20 protein-coding genes are annotated in these 22,461 nt (G+C 54.7%); 15 read left to right on the forward strand and 5 right to left on the reverse strand.

All coding sequences use genetic code 11. The annotated features are described in order from the left end of the window. The first annotated feature begins 11 nt into the window (after positions 1-11). The 7 genes from groES (at position 12) to corA (ending at position 6,201) form a co-directional block, all read left to right on the forward strand. The gene (gene groES / locus ABEA92_RS19485; RefSeq protein ID WP_146596752.1) at positions 12-308 is read left to right on the forward strand and encodes a co-chaperone GroES; all 297 of its coding nucleotides are present in this window, start codon (positions 12-14) and stop codon (positions 306-308) included. Positions 309-448: 140 nt separating this feature from the next. Further along, positions 449-2,068 (forward strand): chaperonin GroEL, encoded by a 1,620-nt coding sequence (gene groL, locus ABEA92_RS19490; RefSeq protein ID WP_345685525.1) that lies wholly within the window; start codon positions 449-451, stop codon positions 2,066-2,068. Positions 2,069-2,316: 248 nt separating this feature from the next. Next, complete coding sequence (dnaJ, locus tag ABEA92_RS19495) at positions 2,317-3,465, forward strand: molecular chaperone DnaJ (RefSeq protein ID WP_345685526.1); 1,149 nt, start codon at positions 2,317-2,319, stop codon at positions 3,463-3,465. An 8-nt stretch (positions 3,466-3,473) separates the two neighbouring features. Continuing rightward, on the forward strand, positions 3,474-4,067 hold the full coding sequence (gene grpE, locus ABEA92_RS19500; RefSeq protein WP_345685527.1) for a nucleotide exchange factor GrpE: 594 nt from the start codon (positions 3,474-3,476) through the stop codon (positions 4,065-4,067). A gap of 74 nt (positions 4,068-4,141) precedes the next feature. After that, complete coding sequence (locus tag ABEA92_RS19505; protein WP_339938043.1) at positions 4,142-4,450, forward strand: FmdB family zinc ribbon protein; 309 nt, start codon at positions 4,142-4,144, stop codon at positions 4,448-4,450. 2 nt (positions 4,451-4,452) lie between these two features. Then, on the forward strand, positions 4,453-5,019 hold the full coding sequence (locus ABEA92_RS19510; protein ID WP_345685528.1) for an isochorismatase family protein: 567 nt from the start codon (positions 4,453-4,455) through the stop codon (positions 5,017-5,019). A gap of 66 nt (positions 5,020-5,085) precedes the next feature. Next, on the forward strand, positions 5,086-6,201 hold the full coding sequence (corA, locus tag ABEA92_RS19515; protein ID WP_345685529.1) for a magnesium/cobalt transporter CorA: 1,116 nt from the start codon (positions 5,086-5,088) through the stop codon (positions 6,199-6,201). A 177-nt stretch (positions 6,202-6,378) separates the two neighbouring features. On the opposite strand, the gene ABEA92_RS19520 is transcribed toward corA, so the two are convergent. Further along, complete coding sequence (locus tag ABEA92_RS19520; RefSeq protein ID WP_345685530.1) at positions 6,379-7,467, reverse strand: DUF1570 domain-containing protein; 1,089 nt, start codon at positions 7,465-7,467, stop codon at positions 6,379-6,381. Between the two features lie 121 nt (positions 7,468-7,588). Here ABEA92_RS19520 and ABEA92_RS19525 point away from each other — a divergent pair, with 121 nt between their 5' ends. From ABEA92_RS19525 to ABEA92_RS19535, 3 genes are all read left to right on the forward strand, one after another. Beyond that, complete coding sequence (locus tag ABEA92_RS19525; protein WP_345685531.1) at positions 7,589-8,884, forward strand: hypothetical protein; 1,296 nt, start codon at positions 7,589-7,591, stop codon at positions 8,882-8,884. Continuing rightward, positions 8,881-9,879: a peptidylprolyl isomerase gene (locus ABEA92_RS19530; protein ID WP_345685532.1), complete on the forward strand. Its 999-nt coding sequence runs from the start codon at positions 8,881-8,883 to the stop codon at positions 9,877-9,879. Before ABEA92_RS19525 ends, ABEA92_RS19530 begins: the two co-directional genes overlap by 4 nt. Positions 9,880-9,946: 67 nt before the next feature. Continuing rightward, positions 9,947-11,269, forward strand: a complete 1,323-nt coding sequence (locus ABEA92_RS19535) for an NTP/NDP exchange transporter (RefSeq protein ID WP_345685533.1) — start codon at positions 9,947-9,949, stop codon at positions 11,267-11,269. A 92-nt stretch (positions 11,270-11,361) separates the two neighbouring features. On the opposite strand, the gene ABEA92_RS19540 is transcribed toward ABEA92_RS19535, so the two are convergent. Next, the gene (locus ABEA92_RS19540; RefSeq protein WP_345685534.1) at positions 11,362-11,811 is read right to left on the reverse strand and encodes a hypothetical protein; all 450 of its coding nucleotides are present in this window, start codon (positions 11,809-11,811) and stop codon (positions 11,362-11,364) included. 32 nt (positions 11,812-11,843) lie between these two features. Continuing rightward, positions 11,844-12,200, reverse strand: a complete 357-nt coding sequence (locus ABEA92_RS19545) for a hypothetical protein (RefSeq protein WP_345685535.1) — start codon at positions 12,198-12,200, stop codon at positions 11,844-11,846. 496 nt (positions 12,201-12,696) lie between these two features. Here ABEA92_RS19545 and ABEA92_RS19550 point away from each other — a divergent pair, with 496 nt between their 5' ends. Continuing rightward, entirely contained in the window at positions 12,697-13,095 is a 399-nt protein-coding gene (locus ABEA92_RS19550) for a GreA/GreB family elongation factor (protein WP_345685536.1), read from the forward strand. Between the two features lie 35 nt (positions 13,096-13,130). Here ABEA92_RS19550 and ABEA92_RS19555 read toward each other — a convergent pair whose 3' ends face one another. Then, the gene (locus ABEA92_RS19555; protein WP_345685537.1) at positions 13,131-14,765 is read right to left on the reverse strand and encodes an ABC transporter permease subunit; all 1,635 of its coding nucleotides are present in this window, start codon (positions 14,763-14,765) and stop codon (positions 13,131-13,133) included. A gap of 26 nt (positions 14,766-14,791) precedes the next feature. Beyond that, entirely contained in the window at positions 14,792-15,940 is a 1,149-nt protein-coding gene (epmB, locus tag ABEA92_RS19560; RefSeq protein ID WP_345685538.1) for an EF-P beta-lysylation protein EpmB, read from the reverse strand. Positions 15,941-16,025: 85 nt separating this feature from the next. Between epmB and efp the strand changes: the two genes are divergently transcribed. The 4 genes from efp to ABEA92_RS19580 all read left to right on the forward strand — a co-directional run bounded on the left by efp (position 16,026) and on the right by ABEA92_RS19580 (position 22,351). Then, positions 16,026-16,595 (forward strand): elongation factor P, encoded by a 570-nt coding sequence (gene efp / locus ABEA92_RS19565; RefSeq protein WP_345685539.1) that lies wholly within the window; start codon positions 16,026-16,028, stop codon positions 16,593-16,595. A gap of 269 nt (positions 16,596-16,864) precedes the next feature. Further along, on the forward strand, positions 16,865-18,214 hold the full coding sequence (mgtE, locus tag ABEA92_RS19570) for a magnesium transporter (RefSeq protein ID WP_345685540.1): 1,350 nt from the start codon (positions 16,865-16,867) through the stop codon (positions 18,212-18,214). A 124-nt stretch (positions 18,215-18,338) separates the two neighbouring features. Next, positions 18,339-20,636: an FAD-dependent oxidoreductase gene (locus ABEA92_RS19575; RefSeq protein ID WP_345685541.1), complete on the forward strand. Its 2,298-nt coding sequence runs from the start codon at positions 18,339-18,341 to the stop codon at positions 20,634-20,636. Next, positions 20,636-22,351 carry an FMN-binding protein gene (locus ABEA92_RS19580; protein ID WP_345685542.1) on the forward strand — a complete coding sequence of 572 codons (1,716 nt, stop codon included), beginning with the start codon at positions 20,636-20,638 and terminating at the stop codon, positions 22,349-22,351. The genes ABEA92_RS19575 and ABEA92_RS19580 overlap by 1 nt, the downstream gene beginning before the upstream one ends. Positions 22,352-22,461: the final 110 nt, after the last annotated feature.

Here is a 22,461-nt window from a genome sequence, read left to right on the forward strand (position 1 = left end):
ACGAAAATACTATGGCAAAAATGAACCTACGTCCGTTGGATGACCGCATTGTTGTTGAGCCTGTCGAGGCCGAAGAAACCACCGCTGGCGGTATCGTGCTTCCCGATTCGGCTCGTGAAAAACCACAGCGTGGCACGGTTGTCGCCGTTGGCCCAGGCAAGATGTTGGACAGCGGAAACCGTGGCGAGCTAAGCGTCACCGTTGGCGACGTCGTGATCTACGGCAAGTACGGCGGAAGCAACATCGAAGTCGATGGCCGCGAAATGAAGATCCTTCGCGAAAGCGACATCTTGGCAAAAGTTCTGTAGTGAACGGCACTTTTGGTTTTTCGCAGTGAGCCGGCCACGTCGGCTCTGCTGCGATGGACGAAACGTCTCAGCGGTGTGTGTGTCACTGCCGCTGATTGCAACAAAACGAACAACAGCAATTTTATTACAGGAATTCACTCGTGGCAAAACAACTGCTATTTGACGACCACGCGCGAGCTCGCATGTTGGCGGGCGTCGACAAGTTGGCCAATGCGGTCGCCGTGACAATGGGCCCTACCGGTCGCAACGTGATGATCGAAAAGTCCTTTGGCGGACCGACCGTAACGAAGGACGGTGTCACCGTCGCTAAAGAAATCGAACTCGAAGATCGCTTCGAGAACATGGGCGCCAAATTGGTGATCGAGGTCGCGCAAAAGACCAGCGATCTGGCGGGCGATGGTACCACCACCGCAACCGTCTTGGCTCGCGCCATTTTCAAAGAAGGCTTGCGTAACATTGTCGCCGGCAGCAACCCAGCGGCGATTCGCCGTGGGATCGACAAAGCGGTTCAAGCGGCAACCGAGCAATTGATCGAGATGGGACAACCCGTCAAGAACAAAGAGCAAATCGCGAACGTTGGTGCGATCAGTGCGAACAATGACAAGGTTATCGGAAACTTGTTGGCCGATGCGTTGGAGCGTGTTGGTAAGGACGGCGTGATCACGGTCGAAGAAGGCAAGAGCCGAGCGACCGAAGTGAACTACGTCGACGGAATGCAGTTCGACAAGGGCTACATCTCGCCTTACTTCATCAACGACCCAAGCACGATGGAAGCGAGCCTCGAGAACGCTTTGATCCTGCTTTACGAGAAGAAGATCAGCAACATTCGCGATCTTGTTCCGTTGTTGGAAAAAGCGGCTCAAACCGGTCAACCGTTGTTGATCATCGCCGAAGACGTCGACGCGGAAGCTTTGACGTTGTTGGTGGTCAACAAGCTGCGTGGCACGCTGAACGTGTGTGCGGTCAAGGCGCCTGGTTTTGGCGATCGTCGTAAAGCGATGCTTGGCGATATCGCAACCTTGACCGGCGGTACGCTGATCAGCGAAGACTTGGGTATCCAACTCGAAAACGTCACGCTCGAGCAACTCGGTCGTGCCAAGAAGGTCACCGTCGACAAGAGCAACACGACCATTGTCGAAGGCAGCGGAAACCGCGAAGACATCGACAAACGCGTTTCTCAAATCCGTGCTCAAATCGAACAAACCGATAGCGAGTACGACAAAGAAAAATTCCAAGAGCGTTTGGCGAAGTTGGCTGGTGGCGTTGCCGTGATCAGCGTTGGTGCCGAAACCGAAGCGGAAATGAAGCAAACCAAGGCCCGCTTGGAAGACGCCCTGCATGCGACCCGTGCAGCGGTCGAAGAAGGCATCCTGCCCGGCGGTGGTGTGGCGCTGGTGCGTTGCTACGAAGCTGTCGAAGCGGCTCAGAAAAAAGCCCGAGGCGATGAAAAGATCGGTGTCGGTATCGTCTTGAACGCGTTGGACGCTCCAATGCGTCAAATCGCTGACAACGGCGGAATCGACGGCAGCGTTGTCGTTGACGAAGTTCGCCAAAAGGGTGACACGATTGGTTACGACGCCAACACCGGCCAGTACTGCGACATGCTCAAGGCTGGCGTGATCGACCCCGTCAAGGTTGCTCGCACCGCATTGGCAAACGCCGGCAGCATCGCAGGTTTGATGTTGACGACCGAAGCCTTGGTCACCAATTTCGAAGCCGAAGACAAGGACAAGCGTCAAGTCGAAGGCGTCGTGTCGTAACGCGAGGGGGATTCCCTCGAATTGCGACTAATGTGTGATTCGATTGCGATGTGCGGCAGGCCTTAGGCCAATGAGGTCACCGCACGGGTTGTCGATGCACAAGGATAGATAAGAATCGAATCGGGTCGTCGCCAATGGGCGGGCGGCCTGATTTGATATCAGGACCGGATGGAATCTGGTCCCGGATGCAGCGGGAGTCGCTGTGTTGGCTCGTCTGATTTTTTGCTCTGGATAATGTTGCCGTTGTTATGGCTGAAAAACGCGATTATTACGCCGTCCTCGGGGTGGCTCGCACTGCGACCAAACAGGAACTTGATCGTGCCTATCGAAAGTTGGCGATCAAATACCATCCCGACAGCAATAAAAACGACGAGAATGCCGTCGAGATGTTCAAAGAGGCATCCGAGGCTTACGAAATTCTAAGCGATCAAACCAAACGCGAACGCTACGATCGTTATGGGCACGCCGGCGTGGACGGCATGGCCCATCAATCGCACGACGTCGAAGACATCTTCGAAGCGTTCGGTGACCTGTTTGGCGGCGGGATGTTTGGCGATTTGTTCGGGTCGCGTGGTGGCGGCGGAGGTCGGCGGCGATCGCGTCGCGGTGCCGATATTCGCTGTAACGTAACCCTGACGCTCGAAGAGGCCGCTCGCGGCGTTAGCAAAGATATCTCGTTTCGGCGACGCGTTCGCTGTGTGACTTGCGAGGGCAGCGGAGCCGCGCCCGGCAGCAAACCCGAAGCCTGTGCGACGTGTGGTGGTCGCGGCCAAGTGATTCAATCCGCGGGCATCTTGCGAGTGCAAACCGCGTGTCCGCATTGTCATGGTACGGGACAACAGATCAGCCAACCTTGTGCTGATTGCCGCGGTGCTGGACTGCAGAACGAAAAAGCTGAATTGACGGTCGAAATTCCTGCGGGAGTCGACGATGGCATGCGTGTTCGCTTGCAAGGCGAAGGCGAAGCGAGTCCCGATGGCGGACCTCCGGGTGACTGCTACTGTTTTATTTCCGTGTTGCCTCATGCGTTGTTCAAACGCGATGGGGTTCACCTGATCCTGCAGTTGCCGATCTCGTACACGCAAGCCGCTTTAGGCGCCGAGATCGAAGTTCCCACGCTGGATGGTCCAGAGTCGCTTCGCGTGGATGCAGGCACGCAAAACGGTGACGTCTTTACGCTTCGCGGCAAAGGGATCTTGGATCCTCGTGGCGGCCGTGCCGGTGACCTATTGATCCAAGTGATGATCGAAGTACCGAAAAAACTCTCGAGCGAGCAAGAACGATTGCTTCGCGAACTAGCGGAACTTGAACATGAAACGGTTTTGCCTCATCGCAAATCGTTTTTGGAAAAGCTCCGAACGTTTTTTGACCCCGATGCACAACCTCAAGAAACTTGAGTCGAAATATGAAACAAGAAGAAAACAAATCCCAGGAAGAGATGGACGCAATGGACGCCGTGCACGAAGACGAAGGGTCGCAAGACGAAGCGATGCAGGAGGATAACGCCGGCGTCGAAAGTCGCGATGCCGAAATCGAGCGATTGCGAGCGTCGTCGGAATCGGCCGAAAAACGAGTCCTGCAGGCGCAAGCCGAAGCCGAGAACTTTCGCAAACGAATGCGTCGCGATTTCGAGGACCAATTGCGTTACGCCGCAGTCCCGCTTGTAAACGATTTGCTACAGGTTCGCGACAATTTGCATCGAGCGATCGAAGCATCCGGAAGCACAAGCGAATCCGATGGGTTGCGTGAAGGGGTCGCGATGGTCGCCAAGCAGCTCGACGATACGCTCGCGAAATACCAGATTCGCGAAATCCCTGCTGCAGGTGAATTGTTCGATCCGAACTACCACGAAGCCATCTCGCAGATCCCGAGTGATGAACACCCCGCAGGGACGGTGGCTCATGTTGCCGTCACGGGATTCCAAATGCACGATCGCGTGATTCGCCCTAGCCAAGTCATTGTCAGCACGGGACCTGCGAGTGATACGCCCGCGAACTAAGAATCGCGGAAACGATTTTCGCTCCCTTGCGTTTGAACGTTCCTAACCTGGTCCATCTTTCAAGGCAACTTTCTATGCCAACTTACGATTATGAGTGCGACGCCTGCGGCCACACCATGGAGCTCTTTCAAGGGATCAATGATCCGGTTGAAAAGAAATGTCCTGAGTGCAAAAAGAACAAGCTAAAGCGTTTGTTCGGTGCGGGGGCAGCCATTGTGTTCAAAGGCAGCGGGTTCTACCAAACCGATTACCGCAGCGAAGGATACAAAAAGGCCGCCAAAGCGGATAAATCGTCGACAAGCAGTTCGAGCAAAAGCGAATCGAAAGCTTCGAAAAGCGAGTCCAAGGCGAGCAAGCCCGCGAAGCCCAAGAGCGATTCCTAACGATGCCGCACGTCCATTCGCCGCTACGATTGTCTGCGGACCGCAGCGCATTGTGGGTCATTGATCTGCAAGAAAAACTCGTGCCCGTCGTCCCCTCCGGAGACGCCGTGGTCGAGCAAACGATGCGATTGGTCGAAGCGGCGAAGTTGTTGGACGTGCCGCACGCCGCCACGGTTCAGTACCCCGAGCGGCTCGGCGGTTTGGTTCCTCCACTGGACAAAGTGTTTGCTTCGCCCGAATCCAAACGAGCCTTTAGCGCTACGGTTTGCCGTGACGCACTCGACGCGTGGGCGAAGCAGTCTCGCGATCAAATAGTGATCACGGGGATCGAGACGCACGTGTGCGTGTTGCAAACCGTGTTGGATTTGATCGCCGAAGGGTTCCGTCCGTATGTGGTGGCCGAGGCGGTAGCCGCACGCCATGGTCGCGATCATGAAATCGCGATCGAGCGAATGCAGATGGCCGGTGCGACGATCACCACCGTCGAATCGGTGCTGTTTGAATGGGTCGGAACCTCGCTGCATCCACAGTTCAAGGCGATTAGCCAACTGGTCAAGAAACAACGTTAGTTCGCATCGTGTCGGTGAAACGGATACGATAGGTGAAAACCGTGCGGCGCGTCGGAGACCTTTTCTGTGGATGAAATTCAGCAACCCGCCCCGCGGCGAGTCCATTTTCGCAAGCGGTTCTTTCATCCGTTTCAGCGGCGGACCAAGGTTGGCTCGGTACCAGGCAAACTGCGATCGAGCAAGAACGCGGCACCGACCAATGTGGAGCGGATCTTTTTTGATCAAACCACGGTGCAAGAGGATGAGTCCGTCGAGGCTTCATCGCTTGGCGACGTCACCACCGGGACTCAGTGGATCAATGTGGTCGGGTTGGCGGATCACAAGGCCATCGAAGCGATTGGCGAGTGCTTTGGGATTCACTCGCTGCTGCTCGAAGACATCATTCACACGCACCAGCGACCCAAGGTCGATACGATCAATAACCGCCTTGTGGTCATATTAAGGATGACCGACCAGGAGATTCCACTGTACTTGGAACAGGTCTCGCTGGTGCTCAGCGGTAACACGTTGATCTCATTCCAAGAACGTCCGGGCGATTCGTTTGAACCGGTGCGAAGACGGATTCGACAATCACTCGGGCGGGTTCGCGGTCAACCAGCTGACTATTTGATGTATTGCTTGATCGATGCGCTGTTAGACGCCTATTTCCCGCTGCTCGAACAATACGGGCGGATGTTGGAAAAATTGGAAGATGATGTGACCGATTCTCCAGGACCGCACGAGCAGATGCAGATTCGTGATGCAAAACGCGAACTCGCCTTCTTGCGAAAAACGGCGTATGGTCATCGCGAGACGTTGCAGCGTTTGATCCAGGAATCGGGCGGGAATTTCAGCGAGGACACGCGGTTGTTTCTACGCGATTGTTTGGATCACGCCAACCACTTGTTGGACGTGACCGAATCGTTTCGCGAAGTCGTCACCGATCTGCGAGATCTGTATTTCACCAGTCTCAGCCAACGCACCAACGACGTGATGCGTTTGTTGACGTTGATCTCGACGATCTTCATTCCGATGTCGTTTGTCGCCGGGGTTTACGGGATGAATTTTGACAGCAGTCGGTCACGCTGGAACATGCCCGAAACACGTTGGGAATGGGGCTATCCGATGGCGCTGACGCTTATGGTTGGGATGGCGATGGGGATGTTGTGGGTGTTCTATCGACGCGGATGGTTGCGGCGATAAATCGGTAGCTAACTGCCGGTTGCCACCGCGCGATGCCATCTACAGTCGCCCTAATCGGGTGTTCTTTAGAACGGTGCGGCGCAAGCCGCCCGGTTGAGATCGAACGATTTTACTCGCCGCAACCGGACGGCTCGCGCCGCGGGCGCTACCAAAGAAAATGGCACGACCGAGTTTGAACTACAGCGATTCCAAGAACCAACTGACGCGTCTGCTGAATTCGTAGGGATTCATGCCAATTACCTCTTCGAAATCGGCTCGCCGTTCGTCGCGTTGATAGGTGACAAAGGGACGCCGCATCGCGGTGTGCTTCAAGATGGCGGCGAATTCGCGTGGTTGTCGTTCGGCTAGATAGAACATCATCGCCCACGCGACTGAGTAGGCATCCATGACGTGGTCTTCGTCGGCGAACATTTCGTCGCCGCTGACGAGATTCATGACGGCTTGAGCGAATTCGGGGTTGTTCTTGCCCGGATACGATTTTTTCAAGACTTGCAAACTGTCTTCGTTGGCTCGCTGGCGACGCAGCGACGCGGTTGTTGATGTGGTTACCGCCGCTGGTTCGAACAGTTGTCCAATCCCTTCGGTGATCCATTTCGGAGTGTCGTTCAAACGACTGTGCACCCCGGTGTTGAACGCCGATTGATGGGCCGCTTCGTGACGCACCGTAGCGATGATCGAGGTCAGATGCCCACCGTCATGCGTCATCACGCGGTTGCTGTTGTTGGAATAGATGCCGGCAACTCGAGAGACATCAATCTTCTGTTTTTTGAATTCGTCGTACATTGCGCCGCGATCAGGAAACACGATGGCGACCATCGGGAATCGGCCTTGGCGAACATTGACCCCCCGTTTGCTCATGTAGGAAACAAAACCGCGGTGCGATTGCTCGAATAATTTTGCCCAGCGGTCGCCTCGCCCGAGTGGCTGGACCACTAAGAAATTCTGGGTCGCAACGACTTCAAAATCCTTGCCAAATTCGGCGCGGAGTTGATTGCGTAGCTCGGGTGCGGAAAGCGGTTCGTATTGCCCTTCGAGCGATTTGAATTTTGTCTCGGGTTGCAGCGGGTCGATCGAATGCAGCCATCCGTCGCGGCCCATGACGACAATTTCGCTTGCGAGTGAAACAAGCGGAATGCCTCGCTGCAGCCGTCCCGATTCCGAAAATTCGATCAATCCACTGACTTGGGCGGTTGCCGAATCACAGACAAACGCCGGCATCAGCGAGAGAAACGCAAGGGTTACAACGCGTGTTGGCGAGCAAGCCATCAATTCGATCCTGTCAGTACACTGAGGGTAAGCGAGCAGTGCAAAGGTAGGTTAGAATCGAGACGATGCCCACAATCGTCTTGGGGGATGCAGGAGCTTCGTTCATTCAACGGTAACGATAATGATGATCAAAACAATCGTGATGGTTCTTCAGCGTGGCGGTCTGGGGATCGTTTTGGCCTTGTCGATCTCGTTGCAGGGGCAGTGCCAAGACACGACTAACGATCTGAAGTCGGATGTTCTGCAGTGGGTCGACGAGCTCGATGCTTCGAGTTTGGCCAAACGCAAAGCCGCTGAGAATGCGTTGATCAAAGCGGGACCCGACGTGCTGCAGTATCTGCCTGAGAACAAGGTAGGGATGTCGATCGAAGCGTCCGAGCGGTTGACGCGAGTTCGCAAGGCGTTGTTTTCGCTGCGTACGCAAAGCGAGGTGAAATCACTGGGAGTTTCCATCCGCCTAGGGGATGCTGAAACCGTTGGCGAAGCGTTTGAAGCGATCAGCCGCGACAGCGGAATTGAGTTTGAATTCGACGGGGATGAATCGACGCCGATCCAAGCGGTCGCCACCCCCCTTCCCTTTTGGCATGCCGTCGACTTGGTTCTTGATCAAGCTGATTTGGACATTAATTTCTACGGCGGAGACCGCGAGACACTGCAAATCGTCCGGCGTGAGCCTGAGCGGCCTTCACGCGTCGATTCGGCCGCCTACGCTGGCGTTTATCGGATCGAACCGACCTCGGTGAATTCTCGTCGCGTGTTGAATCGTCCTAAGCTCAGCGCACTGAATATCAGTATGGAAATTAGCTGGGAACCCAAAACGACACCGATCGGATTGACCATCCCGATCGCTCAATTGCGAGGCAAACTCGATGACGGTGCAATGCTGAAACCTCAAGAGTCCGGCGAGACCATCGACGTTGCCACCAATAGTGAAATTGCCTTCAGCGAATTCTATTTGCCGATGCAGTTGCCTGCGGGCCAGCCACAGAAAATTGAATCTCTCTCGGGCGTCATCAAAGCCATCCTGCCTGGTAAACGTCAAACGTTCGAGTTGCCTTTGGCTGAACCGGGCAAGGACGTCAAGCTTGATGCCATGCAGGTGACGCTCGAACAGGTGCGAAAGAATGGACCGATTCATGAAGTCCGAGTCGGCGTCACGCTGGACGATGCCGGACGCTCACTGGAAAGTCATCGGCAATGGATCTTTGAAAACAGCGCTTATGTCAAACGCGCCGACGGTTCTCGGGCCGACCATCTTGGTTACGAGGTCTACCGGCAAACCGCCAACGGAGTCGGGATCGGATACCTGTTTGATCTTGGCGATTCGGTAGGCGAATCGTTGCTCATTTACGAATCGCCCACCGCGGTGGTGTCTAACGAAGTTTCATTTGTTTTGCAGGACATCATGCTGCCATGATCAGTTTTCCCAAAATTGCTTACCCGTTTCTCGTTGCACTCGTCGTGGTTTGCCCCGCGACGTTTGCCGAAGACCCATGGAAGCCGGAGGATCCATTCGCCGCGATCAATGGAGAACCGATTTTTCTTGGCGAGCTCAATTTGGTGCTCGTCCAGCGGGTCGGCGTGGATAAGTTCAATCGGTTGGACATGCGTGTCAAACAAGCGGCTGCCGCGTTATTGGTGCGTCGTCATCTCGCGCTTCGTGCACTGCATCAACAAGGTGGCGAGGCGCTAGCGGCAATCGTGGATCGCCAAATGGACGCGTTAGAGAATGAATTGAAGCGACGCGGCAGCGATCTTTCGCAGTATGCAAAGGAACGACTATCTACGGAGAAAGCAGTGCGTGATGATTTAGATTTCAATATCTCGTGGCGCCAATATCTAAAAAGCCGCTTGACCGAGGCCAACTTGGAACGCTTCTTTGAAAGTCGCAAAGCAACTTACGGTGGTGGACGTTGGGAAGTATCGCAAATTTTCGTTTCGGTCGACCCCGCGGATTCCGAGGCGGTGCAAAGCGTCCACAACAGCCTGAGTGAACTCGTTAGCGAAATTCGTGCTGCTGACGACGTCAACCAAGCGTTCGCCGCAGCCGCACGTGACCACAGCGATTCGGTTTCCGCGGGCGATGGCGGATCGATGGGGTGGGTGGAAAAGGATGGTGATTTGCCGACCAAGGTCATGCAGGCGGTGCGGTCGACGAAACCGAACGAGGTCAGTGATCCGGTGCTCAGTCCCTTGGGGATGCATGTCGTGTTGGTGCACCAATTCGAGGAAAAACCAATCAAATTCAGCGATTTAAGTGATGTCGCACCGGTGCGACGTGATGCCGCCAACGCACTGTTGGACTATCTAATCCAAACGCAGCAGGATGCACGAGTGAGTTGGTTGATCAAGTCGCTTGAACCCCCAGCGATGGACGTGACGTCGCCTGATGCTGCAAGCGTCGGTAATTAGCCTGGTTGAAACAACGGACGTCCGAGATGTCCGCTGAGAATCCTTTCGCCTCGGACCCTATCGATCTGTGAATCGTCCCTCGAACACCTCGCACGAGAAAGCTGATTCGATCGGACGATGGTGGACACGCGTGGAAGCACATGAAATCAAATGTGTCGTGTGGGCGTTTACGTGGTTCTTTTTTATTCTGCTTAGCTATTTCACGATTCGTCCCATACGCGAGACGATGGGAATCGAAGGGGGAACCGGAAAACTGCCCCATCTGTTTCTGATCACGTTTCTGGCCATGCTGGTTGCCGTTCCGGTCTACTCCGCCGTGGTCGCCCGCTTGCCTCGACGCTGGTTAGTGCGCGTGGTGTATCACTTCTTTGCGGGCTGTCTGTTGCTGTTTTGGAGCCTGTTGCAAGTCGAATCCGAAATCGTTCGCATTTGGACAGCACGTGTCATCTTTATCTATATCAACGTCTTCGCATTATTTGCGACAAGCGTATTTTGGAGTGTGTTGGCCGATCTGTTTCGCAGCGACCAAGCGAAGCGGTTGTTTGGACTTATTGCCGCCGGAGGCACGTTGGGGGCGATCACGGGATCGTTTTTAACTTCGATGTTGGCAACCCGGCTTTCGACCGATTCGCTGTTGCTGATCCCCGCGGTGCTGCTCGAGCTGGGATTGGCGTGTGCGTGGCGTCTCGAGCTGAGCTCGTATCGATTGGTGGACACCGACGAAGTGGGGACGTCACAGACGACTCGAACGACAGCCATGAATCCAACCGGTGGCGGACTGTGGACCGGAATCACCGAGGTGTTGAGTTCCGGCTACTTGGCGTCGATCTGCTTGTTTCTGTTTTTGATCCAAGCGTTTGCAACGCAGTTGTATCTGCAGCAGGCCGATATCGTGAATCACGCGATCGAATCACGCGAGGCGCGAACCGCCTTCTTTGCCAAAATCGACTTGGGGACTCAGCTATTGACGTTGTTGTTGCAAACTACCGTGGCCGGAGCGATTCTCAGGCGTCTCGGTATCAGCGTGGCGCTGTCGGTGCTGCCACTGATCTACATGTGCGGTTTTGCTGCTTTGGCAAGCATGCCAACGCTTGGGGTGCTGATGGTGGTCATGGTTTGCACACGCGCCGGAGCCTATGGCATCACCGTACCGTCTCGAGAGGTTTTGTTTACCGTGGTGAGCCGCGAACAGAAGTACAAATCAAAAAGTTTTATTGATACGGTCGTGCTGCGTGGCGGTGACGCATTGTCGAGTCAATTGTTTGGATCGCTGCAAAAGCTCGGAGCCAGTCTAGTGGCGATGAATTGGTATGCTGTGCCGTTGACCGCGGTGTGGTTGATGATTGCATGGCGGCTCGGCCGCAGCCAAGAACGACGGGCAAAACGTTAGAATGTCAAACGATGGGACGTTGGCCAAAGTCGATTTCCCTGCGAACCGTAATCGCCCCATTGATTCGGAATAGGTGGGAAGCTTTGCCTAGATCAAAGTGGAAACTCTTCCGAGGTCCCAACGATTTCGATATCCTTGTCGGCCACGAAGATTTCGAGCAAATCTTCGTGCAGTTGATGAGTCCACGGCGCGGTGTCGATAAAACGCATCTTCTTCCAACTCCAATTACGCAGCCCGCTGGTTCCTTCGGTACAAGCAAAATCGGTAGGCTGATGATCTTTGCTTTCGTTTTCTGCGAGATTCGCTGAATAGATGCAGACGCCAAATTTGAAAGGGACGGGTTGGTTGGGCCCCGATTTGATTTCGACCCACCACCCCCAATCTTCGCAGCACACAAAGGGGGTCTGGTAATCGCGATCGGCCAATTTGTGTTGTAAGTATTCCGCTAACGCTTTGCCATACATCCCTTCGTTAGCGAGTTCTTCTTGTTCACCCGGAAGGATCGGAAATTTGTTCGAGCGGATATGGATAAAACGGTTCATGCGGGACTACAGCCCATTGAAAGTTGCCGATTTCATTCGGTCTCGGTCGTCTCGGTTTCGAGCGGCCGTTTTGCCAACCAATACCGACGTGTTTGCTTTGTCAAAACTGCAATCACCAACAACAGCCACAGCAACGATCCAAGCAACACCAACCCCGGGGCAGCTTGATTCGCTGCTTCGCCACTAAGGAAAGCAAACACGGTGCCGATCAATGTCGCTGCGGACATCAGTGCCATGGGGGCAAAGATCAGCCATACGCCCGTCAAGATCAGCAGCGAAGGTTTCGCGGATGCCAACGCGCTGTATTTTGGAACAAAATTATCGTGCCACACGTCTTGATTAAGACGTTCTGACAGAGGGACGTAACGTTCTTGTTCTTTTGCTGACATCAACTACTTCCACGACGTATGGAAAAATAGAGACTCATGCTGCGAGCATCTGTTTGAATCGAGGGATTCTACCCCTGCCATTGTATGGGTACTCGAAAAAAGGTTCCAGTGCGAATGGATGTGGATCAAGTGGGCGTTTGGCATCGCGAATGATACGAGCCTCGGCGCGTCAACGCCGGTTGCCTTCGACACCAAACAGCGACACCAAACAGCGAGATCACACGAGTCGTGAGCGAATCACTCCAGGGAGCGAAATGTTCAGTGGAGTTGAACATGAGGCCGTAAATACGTCCATTTAAAGTTATTGCGGCTACAAAGTTGATCGAAAGATTGATGTGGCACATCGCTTGCTTTGGTGTTTGCGGTGGGTGATGAATAGGACTATCACCCGACTTGCAAATCGCTCTTCGCGACCGCGAATGCGATTCACACGCGAATCGCACATTTCACTGAAACCAAGCCCTACTAAACGATGATGAACCCTCCGACTCTTGCTGTGACTCGTTCCGATGCACTGAGGTTGAAAACGCTGCTCAATAGCGAATTTGTGATCGCAATTGGGGGCGAACGCACGCATCTGAGCGAATTTAAGGACCGGCTAGAACGAGCCATGGTGCTGGAATCGCAAGACATCATGTCGGACGTGATCACGATGAATTCGACCGTGCGGATGCTGGACTTGGATCTGAACGAGTCCGAAACTTACACGCTTGTTTATCCCGAAGAAGCCTGTATCTCTGAAGGGAAACTCTCGATTCTTTCTCCCTTGGGGACAATGATTTTCGGATGTCGTGTAGGCGAAGATGTGACATGTCGTGTGCCGGGACGCGTCAATCGAAAACGGATCGAAAAGATCACGTTTCAGCCGGAACGCGTCGGTGCCTTTAATTTGTAACGCCAGTTTTTCGCGTCAGTTTGTTTGCGCGAACGCTATTCGGACAAGCCTTGGCGAGAGCGAAGCCGGGCGATCATCGCGATGGCGGACGCTGCAAGCAAGAGCGTGCTAAAGACAAAGTACCCAATCACGACCAATAGGTTTCCGGCGTTGGCGACCTCCTCATCATTGTCGATCAGGTTGCCGTCAAGCGGCAGCGAAAAGGCTGCCGAGAAGGGACTGGTCACGCCAAGCCACTGGGCCCGTGCGACCAATTCGACGGGGAATTCCAGGATCGTCATCAGCGAGACAATTGCGGGCGGACCGACATACAGCGATAGCAGCACAATGTAAGTCGACATCAGTGCGATCGACGTTTTTCGCTGGAACAGCGAACACAATTGCGCGATGGTGGCGTTGACCAGGCAAACCATCAAGACAATCGCAAACATGCCTAACACGCTCGCCCAATTGGTCCAATAACTGTAATTCAGCACGCCGCCAAGCAGCAGTGGCCAAAGCAGAAAACAGGTTAGGACAGCGGAGATGCGGAAGCCAACGATAAATTTGCCCCACAAGATTTGACTGGGAGTCAAGGTGGTCGTTAACAGCAAATCGAGTGTTTGCCGTTCTCGTTCACTGGTCATCGAGCCTGCTAAAAAGACGGGGCCGACCAGCATGTTGAAAACGATCACATACACCGAAAACCATGCAATCTTTTCGTCCATGTAGAACAGGAACACCCCCATCATCGGGATCGCCAACAGCATGCTGATTTGGATCACCAGCCGCAGCATCAAGGTTCCTTGGGCAAAGATTTCGCTATGGATTTCTTTGTCGTAGACCGGATTCGCTCCATCGGCCATCAGCTCGGATTTCTTGGGGGGCGCGAACAGTCGATCGGGAAACTGGTCGGGCTGGATCACTAGCCCCACTGCTTCTTCGGCCTCACGCTCTAAATCGATCACTTCCTTGCCTTCGCTACCCACGTCCGGTGGGTAAAGCATTCGTCCAGCGGCAGCCGCGCACATCAAAATCACCGCGGACAACGCGAACGCGGGGATCACCAGCAGCGCAAGTTTTAACCGCAATTCGCCTTGTCCTTCGAGCGACGCCCAAAACAGAATCGCTCCGATCACCAACGGCAAAATGAACAGGTAGCTGACGACCAACGAGCTGCTGGTACGCGAGAAATAGCTGCTGCAAAAGACCCCGATCGCGCCGAACAGAATCACCGAAACGATCAGCCCCAAATAGGCCGCCAAGACTTCGTAAACACTGACGCCGCCCAGCGGAAGGCAGAGCACGATGATCGGCAGCGAGGCTAGGATCAGCATGCCTAGGTGCGTCAAACTCGCCACCATCTTGCCAAACACGATCGCGCCGGGACGCAGTGGGCTGGCCAACAGCATCTCGTAGGTATGGCGTTCTTTTTCGCCCGTGATGGTTCCGGCTGCAAAGCTTGGCGCCATCAGTGATGCGATCACGTATTGACCGAGAAAAAACAGATTGACCAGCTTCGTGGCCGATGGCGGGCTAATTGTCAGATCCAACCGTTGTTCACTCGGCCATGCCATCAACACAACCGCCGCGAGTAGCAGCTGGTAGAGTCCGAGCAGCAAGAATGCACGATTGGTACGCAGGTTTCCCAGCAATTCACGTTGCAGAACCGGATTTTCAAAAACGTACATGGTCGGTTGATTCGAGCGATATGGAATTACAGTGGCGTCTTGGACGGTTCGCCTGCTTGTTCGCGGACATAGGTTGGAACTGCGTAGCCCGGCAAACGGCTGCGGATACGGTTGATGAGTTCCAATCCCTGCTCAACCGGTACTTCAAAGTGCTTGGTTCCCCGTACGCGATCGAGTTGGTGCAAGTAATAGGGCTGGACACGGTGATTGACCAATTTCATACACAGATCCACCAGCGATTGTTCGTCATCGTTCACGCCACGCAGCAGGACCGCTTGATTCAACACCGGGATTCCCGCGTCGACAAGCATTTCCATCCGAGCGATCACCGACGAGTCTAACTCATTGGCATGGTTACAGTGCACGACGAACCAAACCGCCGAGCGAGTTTTCTTCAGTTTGCTGCATAGCGCGGCGGTGACGCGTTGTGGGATCACGATCGGCAATCGCGTGTGAATCCGAATGCGACGAACATGCGGGATCGCATCGATGCGGTCGATCAGATCAAACAGTTTTGCGTCGGTTAACGTCAACGGGTCGCCACCGCTGAGGATGACCTCTTCGACATCCGAGTGAGCTTGGATGTATTGAATCGCCGGAGCCCAATTTTCGCGCCGCGAGCCCGCTTGTTGGTAGGGAAATTCGCGGCGAAAACAGTAACGGCAGTGAACCGCACAGACGCCCGAAGCGATCAGCAGGACACGGCCGTCATACTTGTGAATCACCCCTCCGGCGGCTAGTGAGTCGAGGTCTCCGACCGGATCAGAGACGAAATGGGGATCCGCAACCAATTCGTCGCCGCGTGGCAGCACCTGCCGAAGCAGCGGGTCGGCGGGGTCGCCGACGGCCATTCGGCTCAAAAATTCCAGCGGGACGAAGGTCGGAAACGTCTCGAGATGCTCAGCAAAGGTGTCGGCGGGCAGCTCAAGTCGCTCAAGCAGCTGTTTTCCGCTGCGAATCGCGTTGCGAATCGCGGTTTGCCAATCGACTGCCGCGTGATCGGGGGGCGAGACCGAGGCGGCGAAAAGCTGCTCAGGACGGGGCGGGACAAGAACCCGAGATCGCGTTAGAATCTGGTCCGGTTGCTCCTGAGACTGGGGGGCTGAGCCGTGCTGCGGTTCAGCCGGCACGGGATTGAACTTGTCCGATTTGCCGGGGGAAGTGTCCTGGATCATTCAGTTTCTAGTGGCTGCAACCAATCAAATAATCAAAATCCCCATCCCTCGAAAACATTGACTCGTAAAGACGGGACCATCGTCTATGGCTACTTATAACACAAGTGACTTCCGCAAAGGACTTAAGGTCCAAATTGATGGTGAACCTTACATCATGACGGAAATGATGTTTGTCAAACCAGGCAAAGGCAATGCACTTTACAAATGCAAACTGAAAAATCTGATCCGCGGAACCTCGCTTGATCGCACCTACAAGGGGGGCGATTCGCTCGAGTCGGCCGACGTGGAAACGACCGAGGTACAGTTCCTGTATCGTAGCGGCGAAGACTACGTTTTCATGCATAACGAGTCGTTCGAGCAGTTCGAAGTGACCAGCGATGTTGCCGGTGACATTTGGAAGTACTTGAAAGACGGCATGACTTGCACAATGACGCTGTACAACGGCAACGCCATCATCGTCGAACCGCCGAATCACGTTGAATTGTCGGTGATCGAGTGTGTCCCGGGGGCTAAAGGCGACACCGCTACCAACGTGACCAAGCCCGCCAAGGTGGAAACCGGGGCCGAGTTCAACGTGCCTGGGTTTATCAAAGAAGGCAACGTGATCAAGATCGATACACGCTCGGGCGAATATATCGAACGAGTCAGCAACTAAGTTTGCCATTCGGCTTGAAGTTCACGATCGTGGTGTAGCGAAAGTCGCCAAGACTTTCGGCAGCGGTCGCGGCGTGCCTCGATCCTGTCGATTTTGCCTTCAATAGCTCGTCGATCGAGCTTATTTCAGTGGAGGGATTGCGGTGGTGCCCCGAGGGATTGCCGCCGCGACTCTTGCTGGTCCTTTCTTTGGGTCGCTCCCGCTTAAAAAACTCTCCATTTTATTGCCTATGAATTGAACGCATCGCTGCGTTTTTTCGGATAACTGCCATGGTCAACACGCTCTTCCTTCCTGAATTACGAGAAATGTTGGCCGAGCAAAATCGGGCGGAACTCGAAGAGTTCTGCACGACGCTGAACCCGGGGCGAACGGCAGAGTTCATGGAGGGGCTTTCCAACGAAGAGGCGTGGGAAGTTCTGCAATTTGCCGAGCCCTCTCGTCGCTCAGAGATCTTTGGCTACTTCAGCGAAGAACGCCAATTGGAGATGCTTCGCGATCATGATCCGTCGCAAGTCGCCGCGCTGGTCGAAGAAATCCCGGCGGACGATCGCGTTGACTTGATCCAAGAATTGTCGGACGAACGCGTCCAAGAAATTCTGCCGCTGCTGCCGGTCCAAGATCGCCGCAATATCCAGCGTCTTCGCTCGTACCAAGGCGAGACGGCGGGCGGTTTGATGACGACCGAGGTGGCCAAGCTTGGCGAAAAATTGAATGTCCGCGAGGCGCTCGATGAGCTAGGACGTCAGGCCAGCCAACTCGAAACGATTTACTACTTGTATGTGGTCGATGACGATGATCTGCTTCGCGGGATCGTCTCGACACGGCAATTGGTTTCGTCGTTGGCCCATCCTGAAATCACGCTTGGTGACATGATGGAAACCGACGTCGTTGTCGCCAACGTGACCGAGGATCAAGAGTCGGTCGCTCACAAGGTCGAGCGGTTCAATTTACTGGCCATTCCCGTGGTCGATGCCAATCGCCGATTGCTCGGAATCATCACGCATGATGATGTGATCGATGTGGTTCGTGAGGAATTGACCGAGGACGCCCAGCGAATTGCCGCCGTCGCCCCATTAGAGGACGACTTTCTTCGCATCGGCTTGCTGACGTTGTCGTGGAAGCGAGGAATCTGGTTGACGATTCTGTTTTTCGCGGCGTTGTTGACCGCGTTTGCGCTGCGTCACTACGAGGAAGAGTTGCAGCAATTCGTTTGGTTGGTTTGGTTCATCCCGCTGATCATCAGTGCAGGTGGTAATTCGGGCAGCCAATCTGCGACCTTGGTCATCACCGCGATGACAAGCGGCCAAGTCAAATTCCGTGATTGGCACCGCGTCTTGATTCGCGAAAGCGTCGTGTCGCTGTTGCTGGGAAGTTTCTTGGCACTGATCGGTTTTGCGGTCGCAATCTTTGTGGCTCCTTCGTTTCACGATGCACTGGTCATTCCGATCACCTTGTTGGCGGTCATCGTTTGTGGCTGTTTGTGTGGCGCGACGCTGCCGATTGTTTTCAAACGAGCCGGGTTGGACCCGGCGTTGATGAGCAATCCGTTTGTCGCGGGAATCGTCGACATCATGGGGATCGTGATCTACATCAATGTCGGCCGCATTCTGCTTGGCTAGTATCTGCGATCGGGAAGCTTGCGGGACTTATTCGTGGTCAATGGTGGTGACTTCTCCCGCGGATAACTACAATGAGGATGTTATCTCCCCACCCGTCGTCCCCCCGAAATTCTCAAGGCCAATAATGACGCTTGCGCGACAATTCTTTACGGCTCTCACCCTCACCCTCACCGCGTTCACGCTTCAGCCGATTTGTGCTGAAGATTCGGTGTTCGTCGAAGCGGAAAGCTTCGCTCAGCCCGGTGGTTGGAAGCTCGATACCCAATCGATCATGACGATGGGATCGCCCTACATGATCGCCCATGGGCTGGGGAAACCGGTCGAGGATGCGACGACGACCGTCGAGTTCCCAAGTACGGGGACGTACCACGTATTCGCTCGCACCAAGGATTGGGTTGCTCGTTGGGACGCCCCTGGTGCTCCTGGTAAATTTCAAATTGCGGTGAACGGTAAAACGCTTGACCACACGTTTGGAACCAAAAACGCGGAATGGTTTTGGGAGGCCGGTGGGACGATTGAAATCGACGACACCAAAGCGACCGTGGCATTGCAGGATTTAACTGGATTCGACGGTCGCTGCGACGCGATTTATTTTTCGAAATCGGGCGCCGAGCCGCCAAATAAATCGACGGTGCTTGGCCCATGGCGACGCAAGCAACTTGGTTTGGGCGACACGCCCACCGAAAAGACCGGCTATGACATCGTTGTCATCGGTGGTGGCTACTCAGGCATGGGGACCGCGATTTCGGCGGCCCGGATGGGATGCAAAGTGGCGTTGGTACAGAACCGTGGCGTGTTGGGCGGAAACGGTTCGAGTGAGATTCGTGTTTGGGCTATGGGACACGTGCGCCGTGGAAATTATCCGCGTGTGGGCGAAATCGTCACCGAGTTTTCCGATAACGCCACGAAATCACCGGGAACCTACGAAGAATTCGAGGACGCCAAAAAAGAAGCGATCGTGCGGGCTGAGCCCAATATCGATTTGTTCTTGAATCATCACGCGTATGACGTCGAAACCAAGGACAACCAAATCGAAAGCGTGATGGCGTTTGATACTCGCACGGGCGATCAAATTCGCTTCGCGGGAACGCTGTTTGCCGATTGTACCGGGCACGCCACGATCGGATACCTGGCCGGTGCGGACAGCGAAATGACACCCGAGGGACGCATGGGCATGAGCAACATGTGGGCTTGGGACGAAGCCGACAGCCCTACCGAATTTCCGGAAACGCCCTGGGCATTGCAACTGAGCATGGACGATTTCCCCTATCCTCGTGACCACCACGGCCAATGGTTTTGGGAAAGTGGATTTGATAAGGATCCGATCAAACACGCTGAAGCGATTCGCGACTGGAATTTGCGAGCGGTCTACGGGGCGTTTAACGCGATGAAAAATGGCGATGGGGCGGACAAGCACAAAAACGCTTATCTGACTTGGGTCGCCTACATCGGTGGCCCGCGTGAGTCACGTCGTTTGCTCGGCGACATCGTGTTGACCCAAGACGATGTCGTCAACAAAGTCGCCTATCCCGACGGCTGCGTGCCAAGTACATGGTCGATCGACCTGCACTATCCGAAACAGCAATACGCTGAAAAATTCCCTGACAACCCGTTCATTTCGGTCGCGGTTCACGATCGACGGATCGATCGCAACTATGGTTATCCGGTTCCCTATCGTACGTTCTATTCGCGAAATATCTCGAATCTGTTTATGGCGGGACGCTGCATCAGTGTGACGCACGAAGCCTTGGGGACCGTGCGAGTGATGCGGACTTGCGGAATGATGGGCGAAGTTGTGGGCAAAGCGGCCAGCGTTTGTGTACGCCACGACTGCACGCCTCGCGATGTCTACGGCAAGTATTGGTCAGAGATGGATGAACTGTTGAAACTGCCGGGCAAGGCTCGTCGCGATACCGTCAATGCCGAGATTGTTGTACCCGACGACGCGTTGCCACTCGCACCACCCACAGGATTGCCGACAAGCGGTAAAGGGTCGGGGAAAAGTATCGATCCTGCAAAAATTAGCGGCTTGGTGATCGATGACACTCAGGCGAAAAAGACGGGAAGTTGGAGCGAAGGCGCGGGATTGCCAAAATTTGTTGGCTCGCACTACCTGTACGGAAGCGGAAAGAATGCATCGATTCGCTTCGAGTTCGCCGCGCCGGCCCATGGGAAACATCAGATCATGATTGCCTATCAGTCGCACGAAAACCGTAGCGACAAGGTCAGCGTCGAAGTCAAAACGGGCGACGACGTGATTACCAAGTCCGTCAACATGAAAGTGGCACCTCCGGTCGATGACTTGTTCATTTCGCTTGGCACGTTTGATCTGAAACGTGGTGAAGATTGCGCCGTAACGCTTTCGGCCGACGGCAGCGGCAATGTTCACGCCGACGCGATTCGTGTGGTTCCAGCCAAGTAATGGCGTTGGGGACCGTCAATGCGGATCGATTTCAAATTCGCCGCCTCGTCGTGCACCTTGCACGCTTGGCGGTGTTTGTTTCGATCATCGTTCTGATTCATCTTCAATACGCCAAGTCCTCGGCTCGCGTTACCCCGATCGCCGATCTTTCGGTCGATCAGGTTGACGCGTTGTTTCCCGCCGCGGCAACGCTGGTGGGTGTTGCCAGTGACGATGGACGGATGGCCGTTCGTGACGCGGATGGCCAATCGCTCGGCTACGTCGTCCAGACCTCGCCCCAAAGCGATCACATCATCGGATTCTCGGGGCCGACCAATGTGTTGATCGGATTTGACGATCAGGATCGCGTGGTTGGATTCACGATCCTTTCGAGCGAAGACACGCGGGACCATTTGTTAGAGGTCCAGCAGAGCGAGCGTTTCATGTCATCGCTTGATGGAAAATCGAGAGACGAAATCGGTCACGGTGCCGTGGTCGACGCGGTCTCGGGGGCAACACTAACAAGTTTGGCGATCCAGGAGTCGATCATTCACCGGTTGGGCGGCGAGGTTGGTTCGCTGCGTTTTCCGGCACCGCTAACCCTCGACGATGTGAAGCGGTTGTTTCCCAATGCGGACCACATCGAGCCCGATCCGGTACACGCGTCGCTGTGGTCGGTCCAATCCGCCGGCGATCCCGTAGGACAAGTGCTTCGCAGTTCGCCGGCTGCCGACAACATCGTCGGTTATCAAGGTCCGACCGATGTTTTGATTGGCTTGGACCGTGACGGTGCTGTGGTGGGAATCGCGATCGGCAAATCGTACGACAACGAGCCCTATGTCGGATACGTTCGCGAGGACTCATATTTTCGCTCGACCTTTGATGAGATGAAGCTGCCGGAAATCGCCAAAGCGGATCTTTACGAAATGCGAGTCGAAGGGGTGTCCGGGGCAACGATGACTAGCATGGCTGTAGCCGATGGTGTGGTCGCAGCCGCCGAGAAGCATCTTGCGCAGATCGAACGAGAAGCATCACGCCCAAAGCGTCGCTCGGAATTCCAAATTTCGGTGCATGATATTGGTACCGGAATCGTGATCATTGCGGCCATCGTGATTGGATCGACATCGCTGCGAGCCAACAAGCGAATTCGGATTGCGTTTCAGCTGACCTTGATTGTCTATCTCGGACTGATCGCTGGAAATTTGCTATCGCAAGCGATGATCGCAGGTTGGGCCAAGCACGGGGTGCCGCTGCAGATGGCACCGGGATTGACGATGCTGGCGATCGCCGCGTTTGCGTGTCCGCTATTGAGCAAGCGTAATATCTACTGTTCGCACCTGTGTCCGCACGGCGCGGTTCAGCAGTTGATTAAAGGCCGGATCCGATACCAAATCAAATTGGGGCATTCGGTATCAAAGCTATTGATGCTGCTGCCGGGGTTGCTGCTGTTGTGGTGTCTGGTGGTCAGCATGGCTGCGTTGCCAATGAGTTTGGTCGACATCGAGCCGTTTGATGCCTACGTGTTTCGCATCGCAGGCTGGGCCACGATTGCGGTTTTCGTGGTCGGCGTTGTCGCGTCGCTGTTCATTCCGATGGCCTACTGCCGATTCGGATGCCCCACCGGACGCTTGCTTGACTACTTGCGATTCAACGCTCGCAGTGACCACTGGACGGTTCGCGATTGGGTCGCGCTCAGTTATCTCGGGTTAGCGATTTGGCTGAGTACCGGCCATTAGTGACGTTTGAGAAGTGTTCCCACCCGGAACTTGCTCCGCTCGTTCTGACCTGCTCCCAAAAGCAAAGCTTTTAGGGAGGTGAAGTCACATCAGCCGAAAGTCTTCGCGAC

This window comes from Novipirellula caenicola (assembly GCF_039545035.1).
GTDB lineage: Bacteria > Planctomycetota > Planctomycetia > Pirellulales > Pirellulaceae > Novipirellula > Novipirellula caenicola.